Origin of the sequence: Microbulbifer elongatus, from assembly GCF_021165935.1 — a bacterium.
In the GTDB taxonomy this organism is placed as follows: Bacteria; Pseudomonadota; Gammaproteobacteria; order Pseudomonadales; family Cellvibrionaceae; genus Microbulbifer; species Microbulbifer elongatus.
On record NZ_CP088953.1, the window covers coordinates 3,124,704 to 3,147,785 of the forward strand.

Sequence of the window (23,082 nt, forward strand, 5' to 3'; positions counted from 1 at the left end):
TGCGAAAGGATGACGCCGGTAGTTTTACGGCAGCAGCGTGGTCCAAAAGGCACAACTGCGCTGCCTCAGCATAAGGTTCAGACTTTTGTCCCGAGTAAATATTGAAACAAGGGATGACCAGTGGCTGAAGGAAAATAGCAACAACGCAACCGGAAGCAGCTTCCATCAGGAAGACCCGGATCCATCCATGCAACCCCGCGCGGAGGCAATCGAAGAAGACTCAGGCTCAGAAGACTCCCTTGGCGATAACGTCGGCACGCCAATGCAGAATTACCTCAAGCATCTGTATCGGCTCGACCTACTGACCCCGGAAGACGAACACACCACCACCTGCCTGCTGCGGGAGCTGGAGGAAAAAATTATCGCACTGCTGCAAAAACGCGGTGTGACTCTGGTGGATTTACGCAGCGAAGGTGTCGAGCAACGGGGAAGTACCGGAGCCTATGATCACGGCCTGATTATCGCCAAGGCCGACGACCTGTTGGCCAACGGAAATATTTCCCAGCGCGATCGCAGTACGCTGCAAAACCTGATGAAAAAATTCAAGGCGCAGCGGAAGAAACTCATACAGTGCAACCTGCGCCTGGTGATTGCGATTGCCAAACGGTTTCGCAATCCATCGGTCCCGTTTATCGACCTGATTCAGGAAGGTAACGTGGGGCTCATGAAAGCGATCGAGCGCTTCAAACCGCAGATGGGTTACCGCTTTTCCACGTATGCGTACTGGTGGATACAACAGGAAATCCAGCTGACCTTGCGACGCAATGACGACCTGGTGCGCCAACCGGCCAACGTACAGGACGATTTGCGCAACATTTACCGGGCCATCAACCAGGTGCGCTCCGAGGGGCTTCCCGCCTCCGATGAAAATGTGGCGCGACAGACCGGGCTGGATCTGGAGCGGGTACAGAGCCTGTTGAAGTTGCCCGGCCCCACCGGCTCTCTGGATGACCCCATCTCCGATGACCAGAGCAGCACCCGTCTGGATTACGCGCCTGCCGGGGATATGTTCAATACCGACGAACTGGTTTCCAATCAGGAACTGGCACAACGTCTGCGGGATGCAGTGGCCAAACTGCCTTCCCGCCAGCGAACGGTTCTGAGCTTGCGCTACGGGCTTATCTCCGACCGGGATTGCTCTTTCCGGGTGATCGGTGAGCAACTGGGTCTTAGCCAGGAACGGGCACGGCAACTGCATTCCGACGCACTGCGCCAATTGAAACGCCAGTGGCGCTGACCGACTGACCGGTACAAACGGCAACAGGCCCCCGCCTGCGGGGCGCCTGCTTGCCTTCATTTCGATTCCGGCTAACCTTGTAATACTGCCTCTAACAGCGATAACTGGCGATTACATCATGCCCTATTCTTCCCCGGCGGCCTCAACGCCCACCTCGTTCCACTTCAACTGGAAGCATGTTTGCGCCCTGGTTGCGGCCGGTCTTTGCCTGCCCCTGAGTGCAACGACCGCCCACGCAGGTGCAGTGTGGCGCGATGGCACACAGGAATTGATCGTCAGTGGCGGTAAGGGGCTCGGAAGTGCGTTGATTCAGCAGAAATCCATCGCCGGATCCGACATGCTCGGGGTCAACTGGTCGTATCAATTTTACGACTACCCGGGCAACCACCATTTCCAGTGGTGGGCGCAGGTCAGCTATAGCCATATGTGGATCGACTACCAGGGGGAGGACCAGAAGCAGCAGATCTGGGAGTTGAAACCGGTGGTACGCTGGTACCCGCAACGCGAAGCACAGGGCCTGTTCGGTGAATTCGGTATCGGCGCCGCCTACCTGACCGAACGCAGCTTTGGTGCCATCGACCTGTCCACCAACCTCAATTTTTCACTCCACTTCGCCGGTGGGTATACGCTCGACAATGGGCACACCGTTTCACTGCGCTACAGCCACTTTTCCAATGGCTATACCAACTCGCCTAATCCCGGCTTCGATTTCGCGTCCTTGAACTGGCACGCCAAATTTTAACCGGCGGCGGTTATTATTCAGCCAGCTGACAAGCAACCGTCACATTAACATCAAATTTTTGTCACACCCCTGGGGGACAATAGCGCCATTCCTGAACCGTGCATGACGCGCGGTCAGTCTGGCGCCGTACCGATACCGCACCTGCGTGCCTATCCTGCCTGACACCCATCAACCAATCACGGCGCAAAGACACCGGACGTGTAGCCGTATGATTCAAAGTATCTGTCACCTGATTGCCAGCCGTGAACACGGCGGAATGGAAAAGCATGTGGCTGACCTGTCCCGCTGGCAGGCGCACAATACCGATGCACAGGTGGCGGTGATCGCCCACCCCCGCTACCTTCCCACACTGGATGAGCGCATCCAGTTTATTCCACTGAACACGGATCGCAGCCGTCATCACCCGAACCTGGTGTGGCGGCTAGCCAACCTGATTCGCCGGGGGGAGTACCAGATTGTTCATGGTCACGGTTCGAAATCCGCGCAACTCCTCGCCGCGGTGCAGCCCTACACAGAAACGCGCCAGATCATCACCCGGCACAATGTACGGCATCCCCGGGACAAGCTTGCCAGTGCTTTTGATGCGCGTATTGCAATCAGTGAAAACACCGTAGCCAACTCTAAACTGGACTGGAACATCATTCCCAACGGCGTCGAAGTTGCCGCAGAAGCCGCGGAACCCATCACCCAGCTGTCACTGACCAAAGAGCAACCGACACTGCTGGTTGCCAGCCGTCTGATCAAGGCGCGCGCGGTGGACAAGCTGATTGATGCGGTTGCTCTATTGCCGGGCGTACGGCTGATGGTATTGGGTGAGGGGCCGGAAAAAGAGAGCCTGCAACAGCAGGTCAAAACCCTCAGCAAGCGAGCACCGGGGCTTGCGGATTTTGAACAGCGCGTCGCGTTTTTTTCCGGGAACGGGGCCGTATCCCAATTTATGGAAGCGGCGGATCTCGTGGTCATTCCTGCTGAAACCGAAGGGACGCCCTACACGCTTATCGAGTCTTTACTGCACCAAACCCCGGTACTCGCCAACCGGGCTGGCAATGCCATCGATTACCTGCCCGAGCAGTACTTGCTGGAGACAGCGGAAGCCGAACATCTCGCAGAAAAAATCCGCAGTGCGTTACACAATCCAGCGCTGGCGGATGATTTTAGAGCACTGTACGAACGCGCCGCAGACAGCTTCACCCTGGACTCCATGGCCAAGGCTACCTGGCAGGTTTACACGCGCCTACTGCCTGAGGCCGTGGCCTGATCGACGGGCTGATGTAAAAGCAGTACGCGCCCCACTACTGCGGAAAGCCGCGCACCTCGGTCACTTCGCGGCTAGTCTGCTGCAGGTATTAACGTCGCACTCCCGGGCGATAACGCGTCAAACCATCGAACAGCTTGCGCCGTGGTTTCCGCCAGACTGAAACCGGTAAATTGTATAGGTTGGGTAGCATCCAGAATGGACACACTGGTGCGCGCCAGTCGCCCGATCGCGGCATCGTCCCCCTCCCCGGGCTCGGCCTCCGGCGGTACCCCCTGCGGAAAACACTGCTGTAACAGCTCCAGCCCGAGGCCAGCGTCCGCTACCGCAGGACAACCCATGGCCAGCGCCTCGCAGACAATCCGCCCGTCACTGAAGGCGGGGTCGCTCAGATCATAGGTAATGCGCGCACTGGCATAGAGCTCACGCATGTCCCGGCGCGCGCCGAGAAAAAGTACATGTTCGGCTAACCCCATGGCTTCGGCGCGCTTTTCCAGCCCGCGGGCAAACTTTTCCTGACCGGGTAGTGGCTCACCGACGATCAATCCAAACAGGTCTTCCCGGGTATTTTTCAGTTGCGCCAGCAATGTGAGAAATCGCTCCTGACCGCGCCCGGGACCAATATCACCGGGCAACATCAACCAGCTTCGACCTTCAATCTGAGGAAAACTGTTCAGCAGGCGATGTTGCCAATGCCCGGAGACCGGCGCGCGGTGATCCAGTTCGCGGGTATTTACCCCCCGATAGAGCACCTGTATACCGGCTCCGGCTGAATCGGGCGCGGACACCGGCAGAGAGAATCGCTGCGACAACTGCTGCGCGATTTCCCGGGATGATGCCAGAACCAGCTCACCGCGGGACACCGCCCCATTCATCCAGCCGCCACGGAACGCCCCACCACGGGGCCAACGATGCAGCGCAGTCACCAGGCGTGGGCGCACAGACTCCGGTAGCCGGGACCACGTCTTCCAACCGTGCCAGCTGCAAAGAGAGTCGCGGCACAACAGGATATCCGGCTGCACCACTTCCAGTTGCTGGCGCAATTTACGGTGCAAGCGCCGGTTGAGTAGCCCCTTGCGGTTTACCGGCAGTTCCAGGTGTTGGCAATTATGCAGGGTCAGGCGGGACACCAGTGTGCCACCGGCCGAAATTACCAAAGACTCGTGTCCCTGGCGGGCCAGCTCCTGAGCAAATTCCAGTGTTTCCTGGGCCAACCTGCCGCCGTCCATCGACGGTACCAATTGAACAATCCGCATGCGTCCTCGATCCTGACCGACTCCTGTCCTCACGTTGACATTGTACCGACAAATTCTGCGCCACAAGGCCCATTTTCACTTTCCCTGCAGCGGTTCACAAAACCCGCGGAATCCGGTCACCCTGCGCGCCCGAAAGCGGGGTATCATGGGTATGACCGATGGCGAAGCGGCCCGCACAGATTGTTGCAAGCCTGCAACCGGCCCCGATAAACGCAGTGAAAGGAAACACACATGGCATTTCTGAACCCACCCTCGATTTCGGTACCCGGCTTTACCGGGCGGCGTCACTTCGCACACTGGCTCGCCCGGTCAATTCTTTTCCTCTCAGCGGTTGTGCTGGGTGCAGGTTCAGCCCAGGCGGCGAATGATCGCGGCCTGCTGCTGGAAGCAACCAAGGGGGAAAAACGGGTTTATCTACTCGGGTCTATTCACCTCGCCGACGAGAGTTTCTACCCCCTGCGCGAAAAGATCGAGCGCGCGTATGCCATCAGCGACGCACTGGTGGTCGAGGCGGATATCCTTGCCATGGAGTCCAACCCGGCCTTGCAAATGAAAATCATGCAGGAGTCTGTCTACCCTGCCGGCCAGGAGCTGAAAGACCACATCTCTCCCGCGGTGTACAAACAGCTAAAGGACTGGCTGGCCAAACGGCAGATACCGGAGCAGAATTTCAGTCGCCTGCGCCCGGCAATTGCCATGATCACCCTCAGCATGGTGGAAATGCAGGCACGGGGGCTGGATCCCAACGCGGGCATTGACCGCCACTTCCTCAGCCAGGCGCACCAAAACAACGCCACCGTTCTGGAGCTGGAAAGTGTGCTGGAGCAGATCAAAATGCTGAACAACCTGGACGATCCGGAACTGTACCTGCAACAGACGCTGGAACAGGTTGCCGAGATGGACAGCTTTGTCCCGCGCATTACCAAAGCCTGGAAAAGCGGTGATCAGAACGACATCTACGATCTGGTGATCCGGGAAAGCCTGGACGAAAATCCGGAATACGCGCCGCTGATTGACAAGCTTTTCTACCAGCGCAACCGTGGCATGGCGGATAAAATCCGTGACTTTAGCGCCAATCACGACACCCTGTTTGTGGTCGTTGGTGCCGGGCATCTTGTCGGAGAAGGATCTGTTACCGAGCTGCTGAAAAAAGCCGGCTATTCAATCCAACAGATCTGAGCCCCCTCAGCCCGGCGACACTCGACAACGACCGGGCTCCCCCTCCCCCATTCTCTATGCAGCGTCGTTTTCTACGGCTGCTGCACCCGGTTGCCCTCCAGACGCGAGCGACTGGGTTTCAGTGAACTATTATCCCTTTGCAAAGTGGTGATCAGGGATAAGTGCGTTACGCCCGACTCCGCAGATGTTACGGAAATATTTCATTTCCGCCCGCGTTATGTTTCCATTGCGCCGCAAATTTTTTCACTATTCGTTTTCATGTTGTTGCGATCAGGAGTTTCCATGAAATCCTCAGGTACAGGGACGGTCGGCAAGGCGCTCGCTGTGGCCACTTATGGCCTGCTTTCCATTACCGCCGTCGCCGGCGAAGCAGAGAGCAAGGGCGGTCTGAAAATTACGTCTGACGACGGTAATTTTTCTGCCTCGCTTGGGGGGCGCATCCACTTCGATACCTACCTGTTTGACACCGATATCGAAGATCCCGTAAGCACTACGGAGTTTCGCCGGGCGCGCATCACCCTGAAGGGCAGTATCTATGACTGGAAATATGTGCTTGAACAGGACTTCGCCGCAGGGGATACCCATGCGGGATTTCGCGACGTGTTTATTGCCCATAAATTTCTGGATGGCGAAATTCGCATAGGCCAGTTCAAGCCCTTCCGCTCTATGGCGGAAATGACCAGCTCCAATGAAATCACCATGTTGGAGCGCCCTTTCTCCAGCGCCACCGGGCTCTACGACGGCTACCAGTTCCAACAGGGTATCGGCTGGACCGGCGTACTGGACTGCTTCACCCTCGGCATGATGGCGTTCAACCTGCGTGATGCCGCTCAATCCCGCAATGAAGGGGTGGGTGCTGCCGGCCGTTTGGCCTGGGCCCCGATCAATACCGACGAGGCGGTATTCCATTTGGGAACCTCCATCAGTTTTGAGAACGCCAACCGCAATTCCGGCGACCTATACGCCGAGGCGGATTATGCGGGACGCCGCGGCCCTTCCCAACTTATGGCACTGACCCCCGGGGACCTGGGTGAAGACGCCTCCTACGCCGGCTTTGAAATCGCCGGCAGCTACGGCCCGCTCTACCTGCAGGCAGAATATGCCATTGGGGAGTTCGAGGCAGATTACTATCTGACAGAAATCGACTTTGAAGACGAATTCGGCGCGCCACCACCCTTTTACTGCGACCCGATGTTCGGCTGTTATATCGACGATCAGTCTGTGCACACCTGGTATGTGCAGGGCAGCTGGATGATTACCGGTGAGCACAAGACCTACAGTAAAAAACGCGGCGCTTTCAATTCCGCCAAGCCCTCTGGCGACGGCCTCTGGGGCGGCGCCTGGGAGCTGACCGCTCGCTACGACACCATGGAAAACCGGGACATTCACAGCCTCGAAGCCAACAGTGCACAGATCGGCCTGAACTACTACGCCAATCGCAATGTGCGTGTGATGATGAATATGATTTTCGGGGATGATGAGTTTACCGGTGATGGCACCAACCAGTTCGGGATCCGCGTACAGATGGGCTGGTAATCCACTCTGTGATTTACCTTCCCAGAAGCACAAAAAAGCGAGCTGAGCAGCTCGCTTTTTTGTATTCGCTTTCCCCGATCAACCGACCTGCTGCGCCTTGGCCGGATCAAACACCTCCACCGGCGTTGCGTCAGGCACGTCCACCTTCGGGTTATAAAAGCGCTGCAGGGCGTGATTGCGCACCTGCTGCGCCAGTTTGACATTCTCTTCCTTGACAACGCCGTAGCCACGGATCTGGTCCGGATAATTCAGTAGCTCGATCGCCGCTGCGTGATTCTCCGCGTTCAACCGGCCAATCACCTCGTCAACAATCTTTTCGTACTCGGTAATCAGGCCCCGCTCCATTTTGCGCTCTGCAGTGTAACCGAACACATCCAGTACGCTACCACGCAGGAAGCGGAACTTCGCCAGCACCGCAAACGCCTTGTGCATCCAGCCACCAAACTTGAGTTTGCGCGGACGCCCGGTATTTTTATCAAACGGGCTCAGCAATGGCGGCGCCATATTGAATTCCAGCTCGAAATCCCCGGCAAAATTCTCTTTCAACGCCTCAATAAAACGGCCATCAGAATACAGGCGCGCCACCTCGTACTCATCCTTGTACGCCAGAAGTTTGGCGTAATTCCGCGCAACCACCTCCGCCAGCGCTTCACTGCCCGGCACCTTGAGGATTTCAGCGCTCTTCACCTTGTCGACCAGCGCGCGGTAGCGGCGCGCCAATGCCACACTCTGATAGCCGGTCAGGTGCTCCACACGATGCGCAACAATCGCCTCGAGGCCCTGAGGGAGCACCACCTCTTCCTCTTTCGACAACAGCTGATCCAGTGCCCTGCGGTCCGCCGCCGCCAGGCGCCCGGCTGCCAATCCCTGCAGGTTGCTCTCTACTGCCACACCATTGAGCCTGATGGCTTCCTGAATGGCTTCGAGCCCCAGGGGAATCAGGCCTTTTTGCCAGGCGAAGCCCAGCATGAAGATATTCGCGGCGAGGGTATCACCCAGCGCCGCCTTGGTCAGGGTATGCCCCTCCACCACGTCCAGCTCCAGCACCGCGTCTTTGATGGTATCGAGTACGGCCTGCGGCGAATGAATATCTTCTCGCCCCAGTACCGACGCAGCGGTTGGGCTCAGATGCGTGTTCACCACCGCGCGGCTGTGGGTTTCATCCAGCTTGGCGAGACTCGCCGACAGGTTGCCCGCAGCAATCAGGTCGCAGGCCATGAGCGCGTCCGCACGCCCATCGGAAATTCGCACCGCTTTCAGGGATTCCGGGCGGTCCGCAAAACGCACGTGGGAATACACCGCACCACCCTTCTGGGCGAGACCCGTCTGATCCAGCGTGCTGCAGGCTTTCTGTTCAATGTGCGCAGCCATGGCCAGCAACGCGCCGATAGTGACCACGCCGGTACCACCGACACCGGTGACCAGCAGGTTGAAGGGTTCACTCAAATCTGCCATCGGCGGCACGGGCAGTTTGTCCGCAGCCTGACAGAGCGCATCGCCAACTCCCGCGCGCTTGTTCAATTTTCCGCCTTTCACGGTCACGAATGACGGGCAGAAGCCATTGACGCAGGACATATCCTGGTTGCAGGCGGTCTGATTGATACGGCGTTTATCGCCCAGTGCGGTGGTGACCTTTTCCACCGCAATACAGCTGGACTGGGTCACACAATCGCCGCAGCCTTCACACACCAGTTCATTGATAAACGGGCGCCCTTCCGCTTTCGGCAGCAGCCCCCGCTTGCGCTTGCGTCGCAGCTCAGTGGCACAAGTCTGGTCGTAAATGATCACGGTGCAGCCAGGCTCTTCGCGCAGCTCTTTCATTACCGCCGGCATATGATCCCGATGGCGAATTTCGACTTCCGCGGGGAAACTGAGTGCGCCCTTGTACTTGTTGGTGTCATCCATCACCAGTACGACGCGCTTGACCCCTTCCGCCAGTACCTGCCGACAGATCATATCCGGGTGCAGCTCACCGTCGTGAGGCTGACCGCCAGTCATGGCCACCGCGTCGTTGAACAGAATCTTGTAGGTAATGTTGACCCTGGCCGCGACGGACGCGCGAATGGCAAGAATTCCGGAATGAAAATAGGTACCGTCCCCGAGATTCACAAATACGTGAGGCTCGCTAGTAAACGCCGCCTGGCCGATCCAGTTGACGCCTTCGGCGCCCATCTGGGTGAAGGTGTAGGTTTCACGATCCAGCCACTGGGCCATATAGTGGCAACCAATGCCCGCCAGGGCGCGACTGCCTTCGGGGACACGGGTGGAGCGGTTGTGCGGACAACCGGCACAGAACATGGGCAGACGCGCCACGCTGGAACCGGCCTGGGCTGAAATCCGCTCGGCCAGCGCGTCCAGCCGCATCAGACGGTGCCTGGCGCGATCGTGCAGTTTGTCTTCCCCCAGCAGGTAACCGAGCACCTGCGCCACCACCGCCGGCGACAGCTCACCGTACATGGGCAGCAGCGGTTTATCGTGCTCGTCCACTTTGCCGAGGATTCGCGGGAAATGCGGGTCCCGCAGATGCACGTTGTACAGCTCCTCTTTCAGCTGCACTTCCATCAGGCTGCGCTTCTCTTCCAGCACCAGCAGAGAGTCGAGTCCGCGGGCGAATTCCTGAATCCCCGGTACATCCAGGGGATAGGTCATACCCACTTTGAGAATACGGATACCGAGATCGCGGGCGCGCGCCTCATCAATCCCCATATCCTCAAACGCCTGCATCAGATCCAGGTGCGCCTTACCCGCAGTGACGATGCCAAGGGTGGCTTTGGGGTTGTCCAACACCAGTTTGTTGAGCTGGTTGGCGCGGGCAAAGGCCAGGGCCGCCGGGCGCTTGTAACGCCAAAGGCGCTCCTCCTGCTCGAGAGGGTTATCCTGCTTGCGGATGTTCAGCCCGCCCTCCGGGCGCTCGATTTCGGGGTATTCAAACGATACCCCGGCGGGGTCGACATCCACGGTGGATGCGCTGTCCATATTTTCCGCCAGGGTAATCATCGCCACCCAGCAGCCACTGAAGCGAGACAGTTCCAGGCCATAGAGACCGTAGTCCAGCACCTCCTGTACCGTGGACGGATTCAGAACCGGAATATGCATATCCACGAAGGCGAATTCAGACTGGCCGGGGTAAGACGACGACTTACAGCCGTGGTCGTCACCGGCGATGATCAGTGCCCCGCCTTTCGGCGAGGAGCCCGCCGCGTTGGCGTGACGGAAGGCGTCGCAGGAGCGGTCGACACCCGGAGTCTTGCCGTACCAGATTCCGCAGACACCATCGACCTCGGCCCCTTCAAACAGGCCCACCTGCTGCGACCCCCACACAGATGTCGCCGCAAGCTCTTCGTTGACACCGGGGGTAAAACGGATATTGAACTGATCGAGGAGTGTTTTGGCACGAGCCAGTTGCTGGTCGTAGCCACCGAGAGGGGAGCCGCGGTAGCCGGAAATAAACGTGGCGGTATTGAGACCCCGCGCCGCATCGATACGCATCTGGTCAATGGGCAGGCGCACCAGCGCCTGAATGCCCGATAACAGCACTCGCCCCTTGAGGGTGGTGTATCGGTCGTCAAGAGAGACGGCTTTCGCTGCCGTCGATTTGCCGCTGATCGCCTGATCCAGACCTTGTTGATCGTCGGACTGAGATCCGGTGTTCACCTTCTGCTCGTTCATACGCCTACTTCTTCCCGCTGATCGTTGAAGCACCGTCTTGGACACGGGCTTCCGCTAATTATTGTGATTCGGGACGCGCATCGCCGAAATTGGCGCCAGATTGATCGGGCCGGGTCTGTGCCGGCCAAGGCTGCCAAAGATAGCGACGGCGTGGTCAGGTCATACTAGTGCTTAAAGCGCATTGAAACATTGCTTTATTTACACGTTTGCACGTAAAATTATGACAGCCATCTCGGCCAATAGTGAAACTGTAGGACAGGAGTTTATATGAAGCGCTCAACCGACCTGGATGATTTCGACCGCAAGATTCTGAGGGCGCTGCAGGAGAACGCCGATTATTCCATGGCTGAGCTGGGAGACAAAGTGGGTTTGTCCCATACACCTTGCTGGCGCCGCATCAAGCGCCTGGAGGCCGAAGGTATCATCCGTGGCCGCGTCACCCTCCTGGATCCGCGCAAACTTGACCTGGGGGTCACAGTATACTGCTATGTCACCATACACAACCACGATGAAGATTCTTTGAATAATTTCGAGTCGGCGGTGCAGGATGTGCAGGAAGTGGTGGAGTGCTATTCCACCAGTGGTGACAAGGACTATGTCCTGCGTGTGGTGGTCGACAGCGTTGAGCACTACGAGCAGCTGCTGAAGCGCTCGCTGGTGCATCTGCCGAATGTGGCGTCGGTAAACTCTACTTTTGCATTGAAGCAGGTAAAGTACACCACGCAGTTGCCGCTCTAGGCGGGCACCCGCGGAGACCTCGATCACCGCTATGCCGGGCTTGCCCCGGCATAGCGGGCGTGGCGTTGCCGCCTTTCACAGGTTTTATCTGGCAAGTACGCGCCTAACGCGCCTCCAGCTTCGCAATCACCTGCCCCAACACCTGCTCCAGATCCTGCCCGTCACAATCCACCACAATATCCGCATAGCGGCGATAGAGCGCCTGACGCTCCTCAAACAGCGCCTCAAAGCTCTGCCCCGGCGCCTTGGCGATACCGCGACTTTCATAGTTGTGAATGCGACGGCGAAGCTCATCTGCAGAGCAATTCAGGAAAACCGCGGGACCAAAGGAAAGCAGGTTGCGCATTCCCTCTTCGCTGTATACGGCGCTGCCGCCGGTGGCGATGACATGGTTGGGTAACTCTGCTTCGGCGATGACCTCACCCTCGATACGACGCAGGTTCAGATAGTCGGTTTCGTTCATAATCTCCTGCAGGGTCTTATCCTCCCGCAGCTGAATCAAAACATCCGTATCCACAAAATCTTTCGCCAGCTCTTTCGCCAGTAACACACCCACCGTACTCTTGCCCGCCCCAGGCATCCCGATCAGTACCACACTGCCCTGTTTTTGCATTGTTATTCGATATCCAAACTGCGTTAATCCCCGCGCCGCGGCCACAGCAGTGACCTCAGCCAGCCCGACAGACTATTGCCTGTGAGCAGCATTTTATCTAATTCATCCAGGTTATGCGCCTGCCGGAAGCTGTCGGCGAACAGGGCTTCCCGGGTAATCATCCGCCGGCGGGGATTGATCTGCTTGATCGCCCGGGCCGGATTCCCCGCTACGACCGTATTGGCCGGCACGTCTCGGGTCACCACACTACCGGCACCGACCACCGAATTATCGCCAATAGACACCCCCTTACAGACAATCGCACTATCTCCTATCCAGACATTGTTGCCGATGGCAATCGGCGCGGTACAACGAAACGGCCGGGCGCGGTTATAGATTCCGTGCCAGTCGGAATCGGAGATATAGACATTGGCGGCGAGCATGCAGGCGTTGCCAAGGGTGATGGACTCTCCCGCCGAAATACGCACGCCCGGGGAGATCAGCACAAAGTCACCGATGCGGATATGCGCATCACCACCACGATGCCCCATGGCCGTGAGTCGAATACAGTTGTCCGGTGTGGAAATCAGGTGGGGGAAGTTCCCCAGGCGAATATTACTGCCGAAGACTTTGACCGAAGCCGGGTGCATGATTTCCGGTTCGCACCCAATGGCGTCAAACTGGGGCAGCAGAAAATGCCGGCAGCGCCAGTTACGGAAACTGATCAGCGCGCGCTTCAGCCAGTATGGTCTATGATCCTTTCGCATGGTGCGCCTTGTGCTTGCGGTGTCAGAGCGGTCGGGCAATTAGGGTTGCGCAACCATTGGCCACTCCCCCGACACCGGGTTCAGTTCTTATCGTGTAATCAATTTCCGCCAGGCAGACTGTCTTTCCTGCACATTGCCAAAGTGCGCGGTTGCACGTACCGTTTCGCATCCTGCAAGAATGGCCAATGAGAGATCCCACGCTATGCAAACCGCCCTTGAGATGAAGCTGCCCCTGGACATCACTACGGTTAAAGGCTTTCTCGCCGACGCGGAAGGCGAAGCCCTCTACCGGCTGGCTGCCAACGCCAGCGACCTGGGTCCCTGCCTGGAGGTCGGCAGCTACTGCGGAAAGTCCACCATCTACTTGGGCAGCGCCTGCAAACTGATGGGCAATACCCTGTTTGCGGTGGACCACCACCGGGGATCAGAAGAACATCAACCCGGTGAGGAATACCATGATCGCGAACTGTTCGATGACCGCAGCCAGCTGATGGACAGTTTTCACGCGTTCCGTACCAATATGCGGAGCGCGCAGCTGGAAGAGTACGTCGTACCGGTAGTCGCACCCACGGCGGTCGCCGCGCGCCACTGGAATACCCCTCTGGGGCTGGTATTCATAGACGGCGGCCACTCTCTGGAGGCTGCGCTCACCGACTACCGTAGCTGGTCTCGACATATCGTTCCCGGCGGCTATCTGGCCATTCACGATATTTTTCCCAATCCGGAAGACGGTGGCCAGGCACCTTTTGATATCTACAAACTAGCGCTGGCTTCCGGCCAGTTCGAGGCCCTCGAGATGGTGGAGACGCTCGGCATCCTGCGCCGCCTTTGAGGAAGGCGGCACCAGAGTCACGCTGGTAAACAGCTTACTGGCCGGCGTCAGCCCGGTCAGTGCATCCGCCGCCAGCAACATCGCCCCCACCGTCCAGGTTGTTTTTTCTTCCGGCCACACAGCACTGTCGCGATATACATACCCGGTCCAGTATCCGCCGTCCGTGTCCTGCCAGCGATGCAGGCCCCGGTAAAGCGTACGCGCTTTACCCGCTTCGCCCGCCGCCGCCAACGCCATGGTCAACTCGCAGGACTCGGCAACGGTCACCCAGGGTTCATCGTTGACACAGCGACACCCCAGCCCCGGCACCACGAACTCGCCCCACTTCGTTTGCAGGCGAATTCTGGCTGCCTCGCCACTCACGGCACCGGTCAACACCGGATAAAACCAGTCCATCGAGAACCGGTCCTTGCTTTCCCAGGTACGGTCAAATCGATGGGGTTTCTCGCGCAGGGCGGTTCCCAGCTTGTTTCTGGCCTCAACCCACCGGGGTTTGGCGTGTGCCAAAACCGCAGCGATATTGATCCCGCATTCCAGGCTTTTGTAGATGGAGGCGCAACCGGTGATCAGCGCATCCTCCATTGGTGCCCCCTTCTGGTCGACGGCCCATTGAATCTCGCCATGGGGCGATTGGAGGTTCAGCACAAATTCCAGCGCCGCCTCCACCATTGGCCAGTGGTCCTCGAGAAACCCCCGCTGCCCGTAGATCAGATAGTGATGCCAGACACCGGTAGCCACGTACGCAACAAAGTTTGACTCACGACGCTCGCCACTGGGACCGCTGCGGTCCGCCTCGCCATCGCGGTAGGCGGCCCACCAGCTGCCGTCGCGCAATTGTTTGTCTGCGAGCCAGCGGTAGGCTCGCTCGGCGGCCACGCGTTCCCCGGCAATACTCAACCCCATTGCGGCTTCCACATGATCCCAGGGATCTGCGTAGTGGCCCTCGAACCAGGGGATACAACCATCGGGCTGCTGCTGGGAAAGAATGTAATCCGCACTACTGCGTAAAAAGCCTTCCGGTATCAGGGGCAGCTCATGCCCCGCGGGTACGGCACCGCCAGGGGTTTCGCTGTCTACGGGCAGAGAGTCCAGACACCGGCTCATGCGGCCTGCTCCTGCCGCGCGTCATCCGTTTCCAGGGCAACCGGGGGCACTTCCTGGTGTGCGCGTTGCGTCACTGACGGCTTTACGAAATACAAAGCAATACTCTTACCGAGCAGCGGGTTCAATACGGTTTCCAACCATCGGGTAATACGCGGGCGCGCCATCATGTCCCATACCAGCATGCGGTGATATTGACGCACCACAGCCCTGTCATCCTGCCCCCAGAAAAGGCATTTGAGCCACCAGTAAGGGGCATGCAGCGCATGCGCTTTGTGGCGGGCAAAATAATTCAGCCCCAACCCTTCAATCGCTTGACGCAGTTTTTTCTCACGAAAAATCCGTATGTGCCCACCTTCCACCTGGTGATAGGCGTCAGACAGCTTCCAGCATACCCACTCCGGAAAAAACGACGGCACCGTTGCGGCAAAAACACCACTGGGTCGGAGAACCCGAAAAATCTCGTGGAGTACTCCCTGATAGTCTTCGATATGCTCCAACACCTCTGAGCAGATCACCACATCGAAAAACCCGGAGGGAAATGGCAGCTGCAGCGCATTGCCCACGCACAGCTGCAGACGACCAGTTTGCTGACCATTATCGGCGAAGGGCCGCGCGCGCTCTGCGGCAGTGGCCAGATCCGCGGGGCTTAGATCAACGCCAAAAATATCCACGCAATCGGTAATCGCAAAATGGATCGCGTGTCGGCCTTCTCCGCACCCCAGGTCCAAGACGCGCTGACCGGGCTGAAGGTTTAGCAATTTGGGGTCAACCGTAATCATCAGGCGGCCTCTCCCCGATCGGCCGTACCGGACGGATGCGATCCACTGCGATCAATTGCCGGCGTCGCAGTAACCCGAGCCACGGCGGGCACATCGGCAACCGCGTTGTTATCTGGCGCCACACTATTATTGATACCGGTGAGGATCTCCCGGTAATAGGCGACGAGACGCTGGGCGGCCACCTGCCACGAGAACTGCTCTTCGATCCGGCGGCGCCCCGCTTTACCCAGGGAGTCGCGTAATTCGGCGCTTTGCAGTAACTGTTCAATCGCGCGTACCAGTGCACCACTGTCACCGGCAGGCACCACAATGCCCGCATCCCCGACCACTTCCGGAAGGGCACCGCCATCGCTGGATATCACCGGCACACCACAGGCCATTGCCTCTCCGGCAGGCAAGCCAAATCCCTCATACAGCGACGGACAAACCACCATGCCCGCCGAAGCGTAGTGATGCACCATTTCTTCGTTGGAGATGCCGGAGACAAAGCGCACGCAGTCCTGCAGCTGTAATTCTTCCAGCAACGTTTCGGTGGCTCCGCCCGCTTTCAATTTCCCCACCACCAGTAATTCCAGCGCCGGGTAACGCGCACGTAGCAGCGCCATTGCCTGCAGTAGAAAACGCAACCCTTTCAGCGGCTGATCGGCGGAGGCCGTGGTCATAATGCGCATGGGGTTTTGCTCCACCCCTGGCTGAGGAGTGAAAATGCTGGTGTCGATGCCGTTGTAGATCAACTTGAGCTGCTGGGGAGCAACACCAAACTGCGCCACGATATCGTTGAGAGATTGTGTGGATACGGTGACGAGATGCTTGAGTTTGCGCGAGACTTTGATCTGCATCCCCAGAAAACTGTGCCAGCGGCGCACCAGCAACCGGTAGAACCAGTCCGGCGCAGCATCCAGTGCAAGTTGACGGTCTCTGGTGATGGGATGGTGAATGGTCGCAACCACTGGCAAGCCGGCTTTCTCAATGTCCAGCAGTCCGTAGCAGAGCGACTGATTGTCATGCACCACGTCGTAGCTCGCACCGTGCCGACGCAGATAGCGCGCCACGCGGCGGCCGAAGGTATAAGGCTCCACGACCCCCCCCGTCAGCTTGCCAAACCACTCGTAAAAGTCGGCCCAGCTCAACAGGTGTTTGAACTTCAGCGCGCGGGTCGGATTATCGTGCTCGTAGAGATTGAGCCCGGGCATCTTGATCAGCCGCACCCGCGGGTCCAGCTCCGGGTACGGCTGCCCCGAAATGACATCGACCCTGTGGCCCGCTTCAACCAGAGCCTTGCTCAGGTAGTGCAGGTAAACCCCCTGCCCGCCACAATGTGGGTGGCTGCGGTACCCCAATAAGCAGATATTCAGTGGCCGGGCGTCGGCCGATGGACCGTCTGTATGATTCCCCAAGGCGGTCATAATTTCCCCGTATTTATCGTTCTCGCTGGCGTCTGATCCGGTGCCAAGAAAGGCGAAGAATACACTGGCATGGTAATGACCGCTAGACAGAATCCGTCCACCTCCGGTGCAAGACTTGTCACCCCGCCCGCTTAGTCCGGGTTCCTGACCGAAAACCGCTGCGATCAGTTTTCGCCAACACAGGCACGACAAAGCCCCGGCCCGCCTGTTGGGCGCACCGGGGCAATGGTGTCTGGAGCACTTATCCGATCAGAAACTGAACTTATAACCCACGCCCAGGTTGAACACCCAGGAATCCATGTCCAGATCATCCCGGTAGCGGATAGATTCAATCGCGATGCCATTGCTCAGAATCACATCATCAACACCGATCTCGACTTCCGGGGACGCATCCACGTACATGGCGGAGGCATTGAACAACCAATTGGCATCACGACCAAACTCGATATCGATACCTACCTGTGCGGTCCAGCCCCAGGAGCTACCAAAATTCACCAGGCCCCGGTCTACACGATCAACGACCTGACCGTTGTCATTGGTGACGTCTTCGACAAATACCGGGCGCAGGAAATCCTGATCTATATCGGTGTAATTCACCCCGATGCCCACATAAGGCTGAACCCAACTTTCCACGCAGACCGGATACCAGTTTACAAACGCGCTGGTAATGTTGGTCTCGAAGTTGCCGAGACTGTCATAGCTGCGGAAATCAATATTTTCGCCAATCACATAAGTGGTGTAATCCGCGTCCAGTTTGGCAGCGCCCATATAGTTCAATTGCACCGCCCAGTGGTCCGCTACAAAGTAGGTGCCATTAATGAACCAGGTGGTATCGGAATCCAGATCCAGCGCGTCACCCAACTCCACTCTGATGGTTTCTTCCGGATCCAACGGGTCAATCACATCGACAAAAGAACGCTGGGAAAATGCGGAATTCTCCGGGTCCATGTATGCGGCGCCAACACGTACGATAAAATCGCCGGCGTTAAAATCGGCAAATGCCGGAGAAGCCGCACTGGCGGCGGCAATCGCCAGCGGCAGAAGTAGGGACTTGGTTCGCATGGGTAACTCCTTTTAACACGAAATGCTCCAGGGCCGCCGGGGCCACAGAATAAAAAGTGACCCGTGCGTGCGGTTAGTTTCAGTATAGGTGGAGTTTTCAGGAAATCAGCAAGTACTGACTAAGGTTTAACCCGCAAATGGGAAGAAATTTCTGCAAAAAGTTTTCAAGCAAAAAAAATGCCCGCCATAAGGCGGGCCAGATTTCTCGAACACACTTTCAGGAGGAGAGTTTTCGACCCACTGTGAACACAAGTGCACAGCTGTCTGTGTTTAGGTATAGCAGAGCAATTCCCCCTGCCACCCGTCCTGTCACCAAACCCATTGGGTCTGGGTCGCAAACCACGCCGGAAACTGCACCGGCAAAAAACGCGCAGCGACTTGTCGGATAATCAGACCCGCTGCAGGTAACTCTGATATTCCACATCGGTTACCCGGGCGGCGATCTCCGCCTGCTCCTGGCGCTTCAGCAATACAAACAGTTCAACAAACTCCGGATCCAGGTACTCCTGCCACAAAGCGCTGGACTCGAACTGTTTGAGGGCACCATCCCACGTATTGATCAGCTGCTCACTTTCCACCTGATAGGCATCGCCTTCAACCGGTGCCGGTGGCTGCAGCGTGTTCTCCAGCCCGTGGCAGACGCCGGCGAGAATAGCGGCGAGAACCAGATAGGCGTTGACGTCAGCCCCGGAAATCCGGTGCTCAATGCGGCGGGCTTTTGCGTCACTGGCGGGGATGCGGAAAGTCACTGTGCGGTTATCGTATCCCCAGCAGAGGTTAAGCGGTGCGTGACTGCTTTCCTGAAAACGCCGATAGGAATTGGCATGGGGAGCAAAGATCGCCATGGCGTCGTTGGCGGTGGCCATCATTCCCGCCACAGCGTGGCGCAACAACGGCGAACCTTCCTCACTCCCATCGTCGAACACGTTGTTACCATCTTTGTCGATCAGACTCATGTGTACATGCATGCCATTGCCGGCCTGCTCGCCAAAGGGTTTGGCCATGGCACTCACCCGTAACCCATGACTGCGGGCGACACCTTTTAACAGGCGCTTGAACAGCAGAGTCTGGTCGGCCACCTTGAGCGGGTCATCGCAGTGCAGCAGGTTAATCTCAAACTGCCCCGGTGCACATTCAGACAGGATCGAATCCGCAGGGACCCCCTGCGCCTCACAGGCTGCACGCACATCGGCAAAGAAATGCCGCTGGGCATCCAGCTCCGCGAGATCGTACACATCGGTGGACGGCACCAGGTCAGCGTCGTTATCACTGACCGGCCGCGGGCGGCCCAACGCATCGGCATCCTCTCGCAACAGGTAAAATTCGAGCTCGGTGGCACATACCGCCTTGTAACCAAGGGCGCCAAGCCGCGTGACGACTTTCTGCAACTGAGCACGGGGATCCGCGTAGAGCACACGACCGTCCGCCTCGTGCAGCTGCATATGCAATTGCGCAGTCTGTTCCCGGTGCCACGGCGCCAGGCAGATAGGGGAAACGGGATGGCAGACACCATCGCTATCGCCACTGGCAAATACCAGCGGACTGTCTTCAATATCACGTCCCCAGATATCCAGGCTTACCGCGCTGCGCGGCATCTGCAGGCCGCCGGCGAGCAGCTTCTTCGCGGAGTCGGCCGGCAGCCACTTACCCCGGGGCACGCCGTTGATATCAAAGGCAAACCCTTCGATCCACTTGAGGTCGGGATGCGCCTCGAGGAAAGTTTCCGACGGTTCCAGAATTTCCGCGGGCGGCTGATATTGTTGTTCTGCTGCCATAAAGGGATTCACACGATTGGTGGATGTTGGCTCTAAGAGCTGGCTGATTCGATCGCCCCCGCCGGTTTGCGGCGGGGGCACCGCGAAGTCTACGCCATGGCCTTGGCCGTATCATCCAGCGCACGACGGGCTTTTTCCACCAGTTCGTCGATCTGGGTGGTATCCAGGATCAGCGGCGGCGCGATGATCATGGTGTCGCCCGTGGCTCGCATGACCAGGCCATTTTTGATGCTCATATCCCGGCAAACCGCACCGGCGGTGCATTTGTCATCAAACCGGGCGCGACTGCCCTTGTCCTGCACCAGCTCCAGAGCACCAACCAGGCCCAGGCTGCGGGCTTCACCCACAATGGGGTGGTCCGCCAGCTCGGCCCAGCGCTTGGCCAAATACGGACCGGTGGTATCGCGTACCCTTTCAATAATCTTTTCTTCCCGCAGGATGTTCAGTGTGGCGATACCGGCCACGCAGGCGGCCGGGTGAGCGGAATAGGTATAGCCGTGGGTGAACTCACCGCCTTTGGCTTTGATCACTTCCGCCACGCGATCACTGACCATGGTGCCGCCAAGCGGGAAATAACCGTTGGTAACGGCTTTGGCGAAGGTCATCAGGTCGGGCTTCATGCCGTAGTAGTCGGCACCAAACCATTCGCCGGTACGGCCAAAGCCAAAGATCACCTCATCCATCACCAGCAGGATGCCGTACTGGTCGAGCACCTTTTTCACTTCCGGCCAGTAGGTTTCCGGCGGAATGATGACGCCACCGGCACCCTGAATTGGCTCCGCAATAAAGGCCGCCACTTTCTCCGGGCCCAGCTCCTGAATCTTCTTATCGAGGCTGCGGGCGGCGTGCACGCCAAACTCTTCCGGTGACATGTCACCGCCTTCACCAAACCAGTACGGCTGCTCGATATGCTCAATGTAATCCAGCGCCTGGAACTGCTTGTGCATGCCACTCATCCCCCCCAGGGAGGCTCCACCGATGGTTGAGCCGTGGTACCCATTTTTGCGGGAAATGACGATGCGCTTTTCCGGTTGCTCCAGCAGATCCCAGTAGCGGCGAATGATTCGCAGATTGGTATCGTTTGCCTCACTGCCGGAACCGGTAAAGAACACGTTGTTCATATGCGCCGGTGTCACTTCCGACAGCAGGTCCGCCAGCTCGATAGAAGGCACGGTCGTGCACTGGAAAAAGCTGTTGTAGAACGGCAGCTTGTTCAACTGCTCGTAAATGGCCTCGCTGATCTCACGGCGGCTGTAACCCAGGTTACAGCACCAGAGTCCCGACATGCCGTCGAGCATTCGGTGGCCGTCGATATCGGTGATATAGGCGCCCTCAGCGCTGGTGATCACCCGGGTGCCCTGTTTACCCAGATCGTGAAAGTCCGTAAACGGATGCAGCAGGTGCTCGCGGTCATGCTGTTGTAACTGGTTCTTGTTCATGAACTCACTCCTGATTCGAATGGCGCTGGCAGCGACCGGGACGATTTAGACACACCAAGACGGCCGCCGCAAAATGTGATCACATTTTAGGGGCAAGCACGGAAGCAGTGCAACTGCTATTCACTGGCCAGTCAGCTTTTGCCGTATACAGATACGCAATTAGCACAAGCGTAGTGCGAATCGAGGGTCAGTGGTTGCCCGCATCTGGCGAGCTAAGGGAGCGGCGCGGAAATAGAGAAAGAGGAAACAGCGGTGGAAGGCAATGAAAGAAGGCGCCGCGATAAGCATCACGCAGTAGCCGGTAACACCAACCAGTCACAGTTAGCCGCGGGGCGTTGCACCACCGCGGCCTGATTGGAACACCAAGGCCAGAAGCACGTGCTTAGTGGCCCAAGGCAACGGAAATCGTCACTGGCTCGATATCCATGGCAACACCCACTACCGAGTACTGATCTTTGGTACCGGAGCCATACCGCCAGTATCCGCGAGACTCGTCAGTCTGTCGAAACCGGAAGATAACTCCCCGCCCGCTCGTATCATCGAAGGAATAGCGGCGCAGCTCGCGCATTTCGCTATTGTCCAGCAACGAGAAACCCAACAAATGGTCCAGACGAGAATTCGCCAGGGCAATACCGCTTCCCTGAGTTGCGCGATAGCCAAAGGCTTCACTCCCCAGTGTCTGGCTGCCCAGAGCCGTCACCTTTCCATCTTCCCAATTCAGACTGTCCCCGGCACTCAGCACACTGATCTGAATACCCTTCACTGCAAACCCCTGCCCGGAATCATCTGTGCCGGTAAAGCGCGCATTGCGACCATCGGCCACCACCAGATTGCCTGCGCCGAGCACTTCCATGGTTTTGCCCTGCAGATCAACCAGCAGTGCCGTATCTTCATCAACACCAAAACCAATCTGCTGAAAGGACTCCGCACTGTGTCCCAGGGCACGCACCAGGCGGCCCAGGCGCGCCTTGCGATCAAAGTGTTGATCGACAATCCCGACCGGCAGAAAGCCCAAGCCACGACGCAGCAAAAGCTGCCCGGACTCCTGACTTTCCATGCCGGCGTATTCCGTCACTGCGGGTAAAGTCAGCGCGCTCAAGGAGTCACCAGCCGCGATCATGGTGTGGCTCATTATTGCCGCACCGGCACTCGTACCACCGACAACCGCCCCGCGTGATAATTGTGAGCGTATTGCGTTTAGAACCGGGGTGTCCTCCCCTTCCGCGGTCAACAGCGTATCCGTCGTTCTGGTCTGATCGCCACCAACGAACCAGATACCGCCGACATCCTGGAGACTGTCGGCCAGGTGCTGGTCTTGCCCACCATCGCGCCACTGGCTCTCGTCCACCGCCTCGGTTGACGGGTCGTCTTTGACAGCAATGGGCAGTATGCGCACCTCACCCTCAAACCCAAACGCGCGCAAATCGTCTGCAAATTGTTTGGCATAGTGCGCGGGCCGCCCGGACGCGGCGGGGACAATGGCCACAGTTGGGTAAGCGGCAGGGACTGAATCGATAAATGCCTGATAGACCGGCCGGTTATCACTGCGCAGGGCGCCACCCACAATCAGCAACCGTCCAGTGCCAGTTGCAGGGTTCACTCGAGAGTTCTCTCGCGCGTTACTTTCCGCCTTCGATGTTGCCGCGACATCCTGCTGCTCAGTGTTGCACCCAAGCGAGAAAATGCAGGCTGCCAACAAGCAAAGGCGAGACAC

At 58.0% G+C, this 23,082-nt stretch carries 18 protein-coding genes; 7 read left to right on the forward strand and 11 right to left on the reverse strand.

Annotated features, from left to right (window positions below; all coding sequences use genetic code 11):
- Nucleotides 1–85 precede the first annotated feature (85 nt).
- The 3 genes from LRR79_RS12890 (at nucleotide 86) to LRR79_RS12900 (ending at nucleotide 3,237) form a co-directional block, all read left to right on the forward strand.
- Entirely contained in the window at nucleotides 86–1,237 is a 1,152-nt protein-coding gene (locus LRR79_RS12890) for a sigma-70 family RNA polymerase sigma factor (RefSeq protein ID WP_231757600.1), read from the forward strand.
- A gap of 118 nt (nucleotides 1,238–1,355) precedes the next feature.
- A complete protein-coding gene (locus tag LRR79_RS12895) occupies nucleotides 1,356–1,979 on the forward strand; it encodes an acyloxyacyl hydrolase (protein WP_231757601.1) in 624 nt (207 codons plus the stop codon).
- Nucleotides 1,980–2,187: 208 nt separating this feature from the next.
- On the forward strand, nucleotides 2,188–3,237 hold the full coding sequence (locus tag LRR79_RS12900; protein WP_231757602.1) for a glycosyltransferase family 4 protein: 1,050 nt from the start codon (nucleotides 2,188–2,190) through the stop codon (nucleotides 3,235–3,237).
- Between the two features lie 71 nt (nucleotides 3,238–3,308).
- Here the strand turns inward: LRR79_RS12900 and LRR79_RS12905 are convergent, their stop codons facing one another.
- The gene (locus tag LRR79_RS12905; RefSeq protein ID WP_231757603.1) at nucleotides 3,309–4,490 is read right to left on the reverse strand and encodes a glycosyltransferase; all 1,182 of its coding nucleotides are present in this window, start codon (nucleotides 4,488–4,490) and stop codon (nucleotides 3,309–3,311) included.
- A 231-nt stretch (nucleotides 4,491–4,721) separates the two neighbouring features.
- Here LRR79_RS12905 and LRR79_RS12910 point away from each other — a divergent pair, with 231 nt between their 5' ends.
- Together LRR79_RS12910 and LRR79_RS12915 are read left to right on the forward strand one after the other, a co-directional pair.
- On the forward strand, nucleotides 4,722–5,669 hold the full coding sequence (locus tag LRR79_RS12910) for a TraB/GumN family protein (protein ID WP_231757604.1): 948 nt from the start codon (nucleotides 4,722–4,724) through the stop codon (nucleotides 5,667–5,669).
- A 282-nt stretch (nucleotides 5,670–5,951) separates the two neighbouring features.
- The gene (locus LRR79_RS12915; RefSeq protein WP_231757605.1) at nucleotides 5,952–7,205 is read left to right on the forward strand and encodes an OprO/OprP family phosphate-selective porin; all 1,254 of its coding nucleotides are present in this window, start codon (nucleotides 5,952–5,954) and stop codon (nucleotides 7,203–7,205) included.
- Between the two features lie 78 nt (nucleotides 7,206–7,283).
- On the opposite strand, the gene LRR79_RS12920 is transcribed toward LRR79_RS12915, so the two are convergent.
- The gene (locus LRR79_RS12920) at nucleotides 7,284–10,874 is read right to left on the reverse strand and encodes an indolepyruvate ferredoxin oxidoreductase family protein (protein WP_231757606.1); all 3,591 of its coding nucleotides are present in this window, start codon (nucleotides 10,872–10,874) and stop codon (nucleotides 7,284–7,286) included.
- Nucleotides 10,875–11,141: 267 nt separating this feature from the next.
- Here LRR79_RS12920 and LRR79_RS12925 point away from each other — a divergent pair, with 267 nt between their 5' ends.
- Entirely contained in the window at nucleotides 11,142–11,612 is a 471-nt protein-coding gene (locus LRR79_RS12925) for an Lrp/AsnC family transcriptional regulator (RefSeq protein WP_010131435.1), read from the forward strand.
- A 103-nt stretch (nucleotides 11,613–11,715) separates the two neighbouring features.
- Here LRR79_RS12925 and LRR79_RS12930 read toward each other — a convergent pair whose 3' ends face one another.
- Nucleotides 11,716–12,225 (reverse strand): shikimate kinase, encoded by a 510-nt coding sequence (locus LRR79_RS12930; RefSeq protein WP_231757607.1) that lies wholly within the window; start codon nucleotides 12,223–12,225, stop codon nucleotides 11,716–11,718.
- Between the two features lie 23 nt (nucleotides 12,226–12,248).
- Nucleotides 12,249–12,971, reverse strand: a complete 723-nt coding sequence (locus tag LRR79_RS12935) for an acyltransferase (protein WP_231757608.1) — start codon at nucleotides 12,969–12,971, stop codon at nucleotides 12,249–12,251.
- A 202-nt stretch (nucleotides 12,972–13,173) separates the two neighbouring features.
- Between LRR79_RS12935 and LRR79_RS12940 the strand changes: the two genes are divergently transcribed.
- Nucleotides 13,174–13,803 carry a class I SAM-dependent methyltransferase gene (locus tag LRR79_RS12940; protein WP_231757609.1) on the forward strand — a complete coding sequence of 210 codons (630 nt, stop codon included), beginning with the start codon at nucleotides 13,174–13,176 and terminating at the stop codon, nucleotides 13,801–13,803.
- Here LRR79_RS12940 and LRR79_RS12945 read toward each other — a convergent pair.
- The 7 genes from LRR79_RS12945 to LRR79_RS12975 form a co-directional block, all read right to left on the reverse strand.
- Nucleotides 13,732–14,907, reverse strand: coding sequence for a prenyltransferase/squalene oxidase repeat-containing protein (locus tag LRR79_RS12945; protein ID WP_231757610.1), 1,176 nt, complete (start codon nucleotides 14,905–14,907; stop codon nucleotides 13,732–13,734). The two genes, LRR79_RS12940 and LRR79_RS12945, sit on opposite strands and share 72 nt — an antisense overlap.
- Nucleotides 14,904–15,686 (reverse strand): class I SAM-dependent methyltransferase, encoded by a 783-nt coding sequence (locus LRR79_RS12950; RefSeq protein WP_231757611.1) that lies wholly within the window; start codon nucleotides 15,684–15,686, stop codon nucleotides 14,904–14,906. The genes LRR79_RS12945 and LRR79_RS12950 overlap by 4 nt, the downstream gene beginning before the upstream one ends.
- The gene (locus LRR79_RS12955; RefSeq protein WP_231757612.1) at nucleotides 15,686–17,092 is read right to left on the reverse strand and encodes a glycosyltransferase family 4 protein; all 1,407 of its coding nucleotides are present in this window, start codon (nucleotides 17,090–17,092) and stop codon (nucleotides 15,686–15,688) included. Before LRR79_RS12955 ends, LRR79_RS12950 begins: the two co-directional genes overlap by 1 nt.
- A gap of 249 nt (nucleotides 17,093–17,341) precedes the next feature.
- Nucleotides 17,342–18,154: an OmpW/AlkL family protein gene (locus LRR79_RS12960; protein ID WP_231757613.1), complete on the reverse strand. Its 813-nt coding sequence runs from the start codon at nucleotides 18,152–18,154 to the stop codon at nucleotides 17,342–17,344.
- A gap of 389 nt (nucleotides 18,155–18,543) precedes the next feature.
- Nucleotides 18,544–19,929: a glutamine synthetase family protein gene (locus LRR79_RS12965; RefSeq protein WP_231757614.1), complete on the reverse strand. Its 1,386-nt coding sequence runs from the start codon at nucleotides 19,927–19,929 to the stop codon at nucleotides 18,544–18,546.
- 89 nt (nucleotides 19,930–20,018) lie between these two features.
- The gene (locus LRR79_RS12970) at nucleotides 20,019–21,368 is read right to left on the reverse strand and encodes an aspartate aminotransferase family protein (protein WP_231757615.1); all 1,350 of its coding nucleotides are present in this window, start codon (nucleotides 21,366–21,368) and stop codon (nucleotides 20,019–20,021) included.
- Nucleotides 21,369–21,750: 382 nt separating this feature from the next.
- Nucleotides 21,751–22,968: a cyanophycinase gene (locus LRR79_RS12975; protein WP_231757616.1), complete on the reverse strand. Its 1,218-nt coding sequence runs from the start codon at nucleotides 22,966–22,968 to the stop codon at nucleotides 21,751–21,753.
- Nucleotides 22,969–23,082 lie beyond the last annotated feature (114 nt).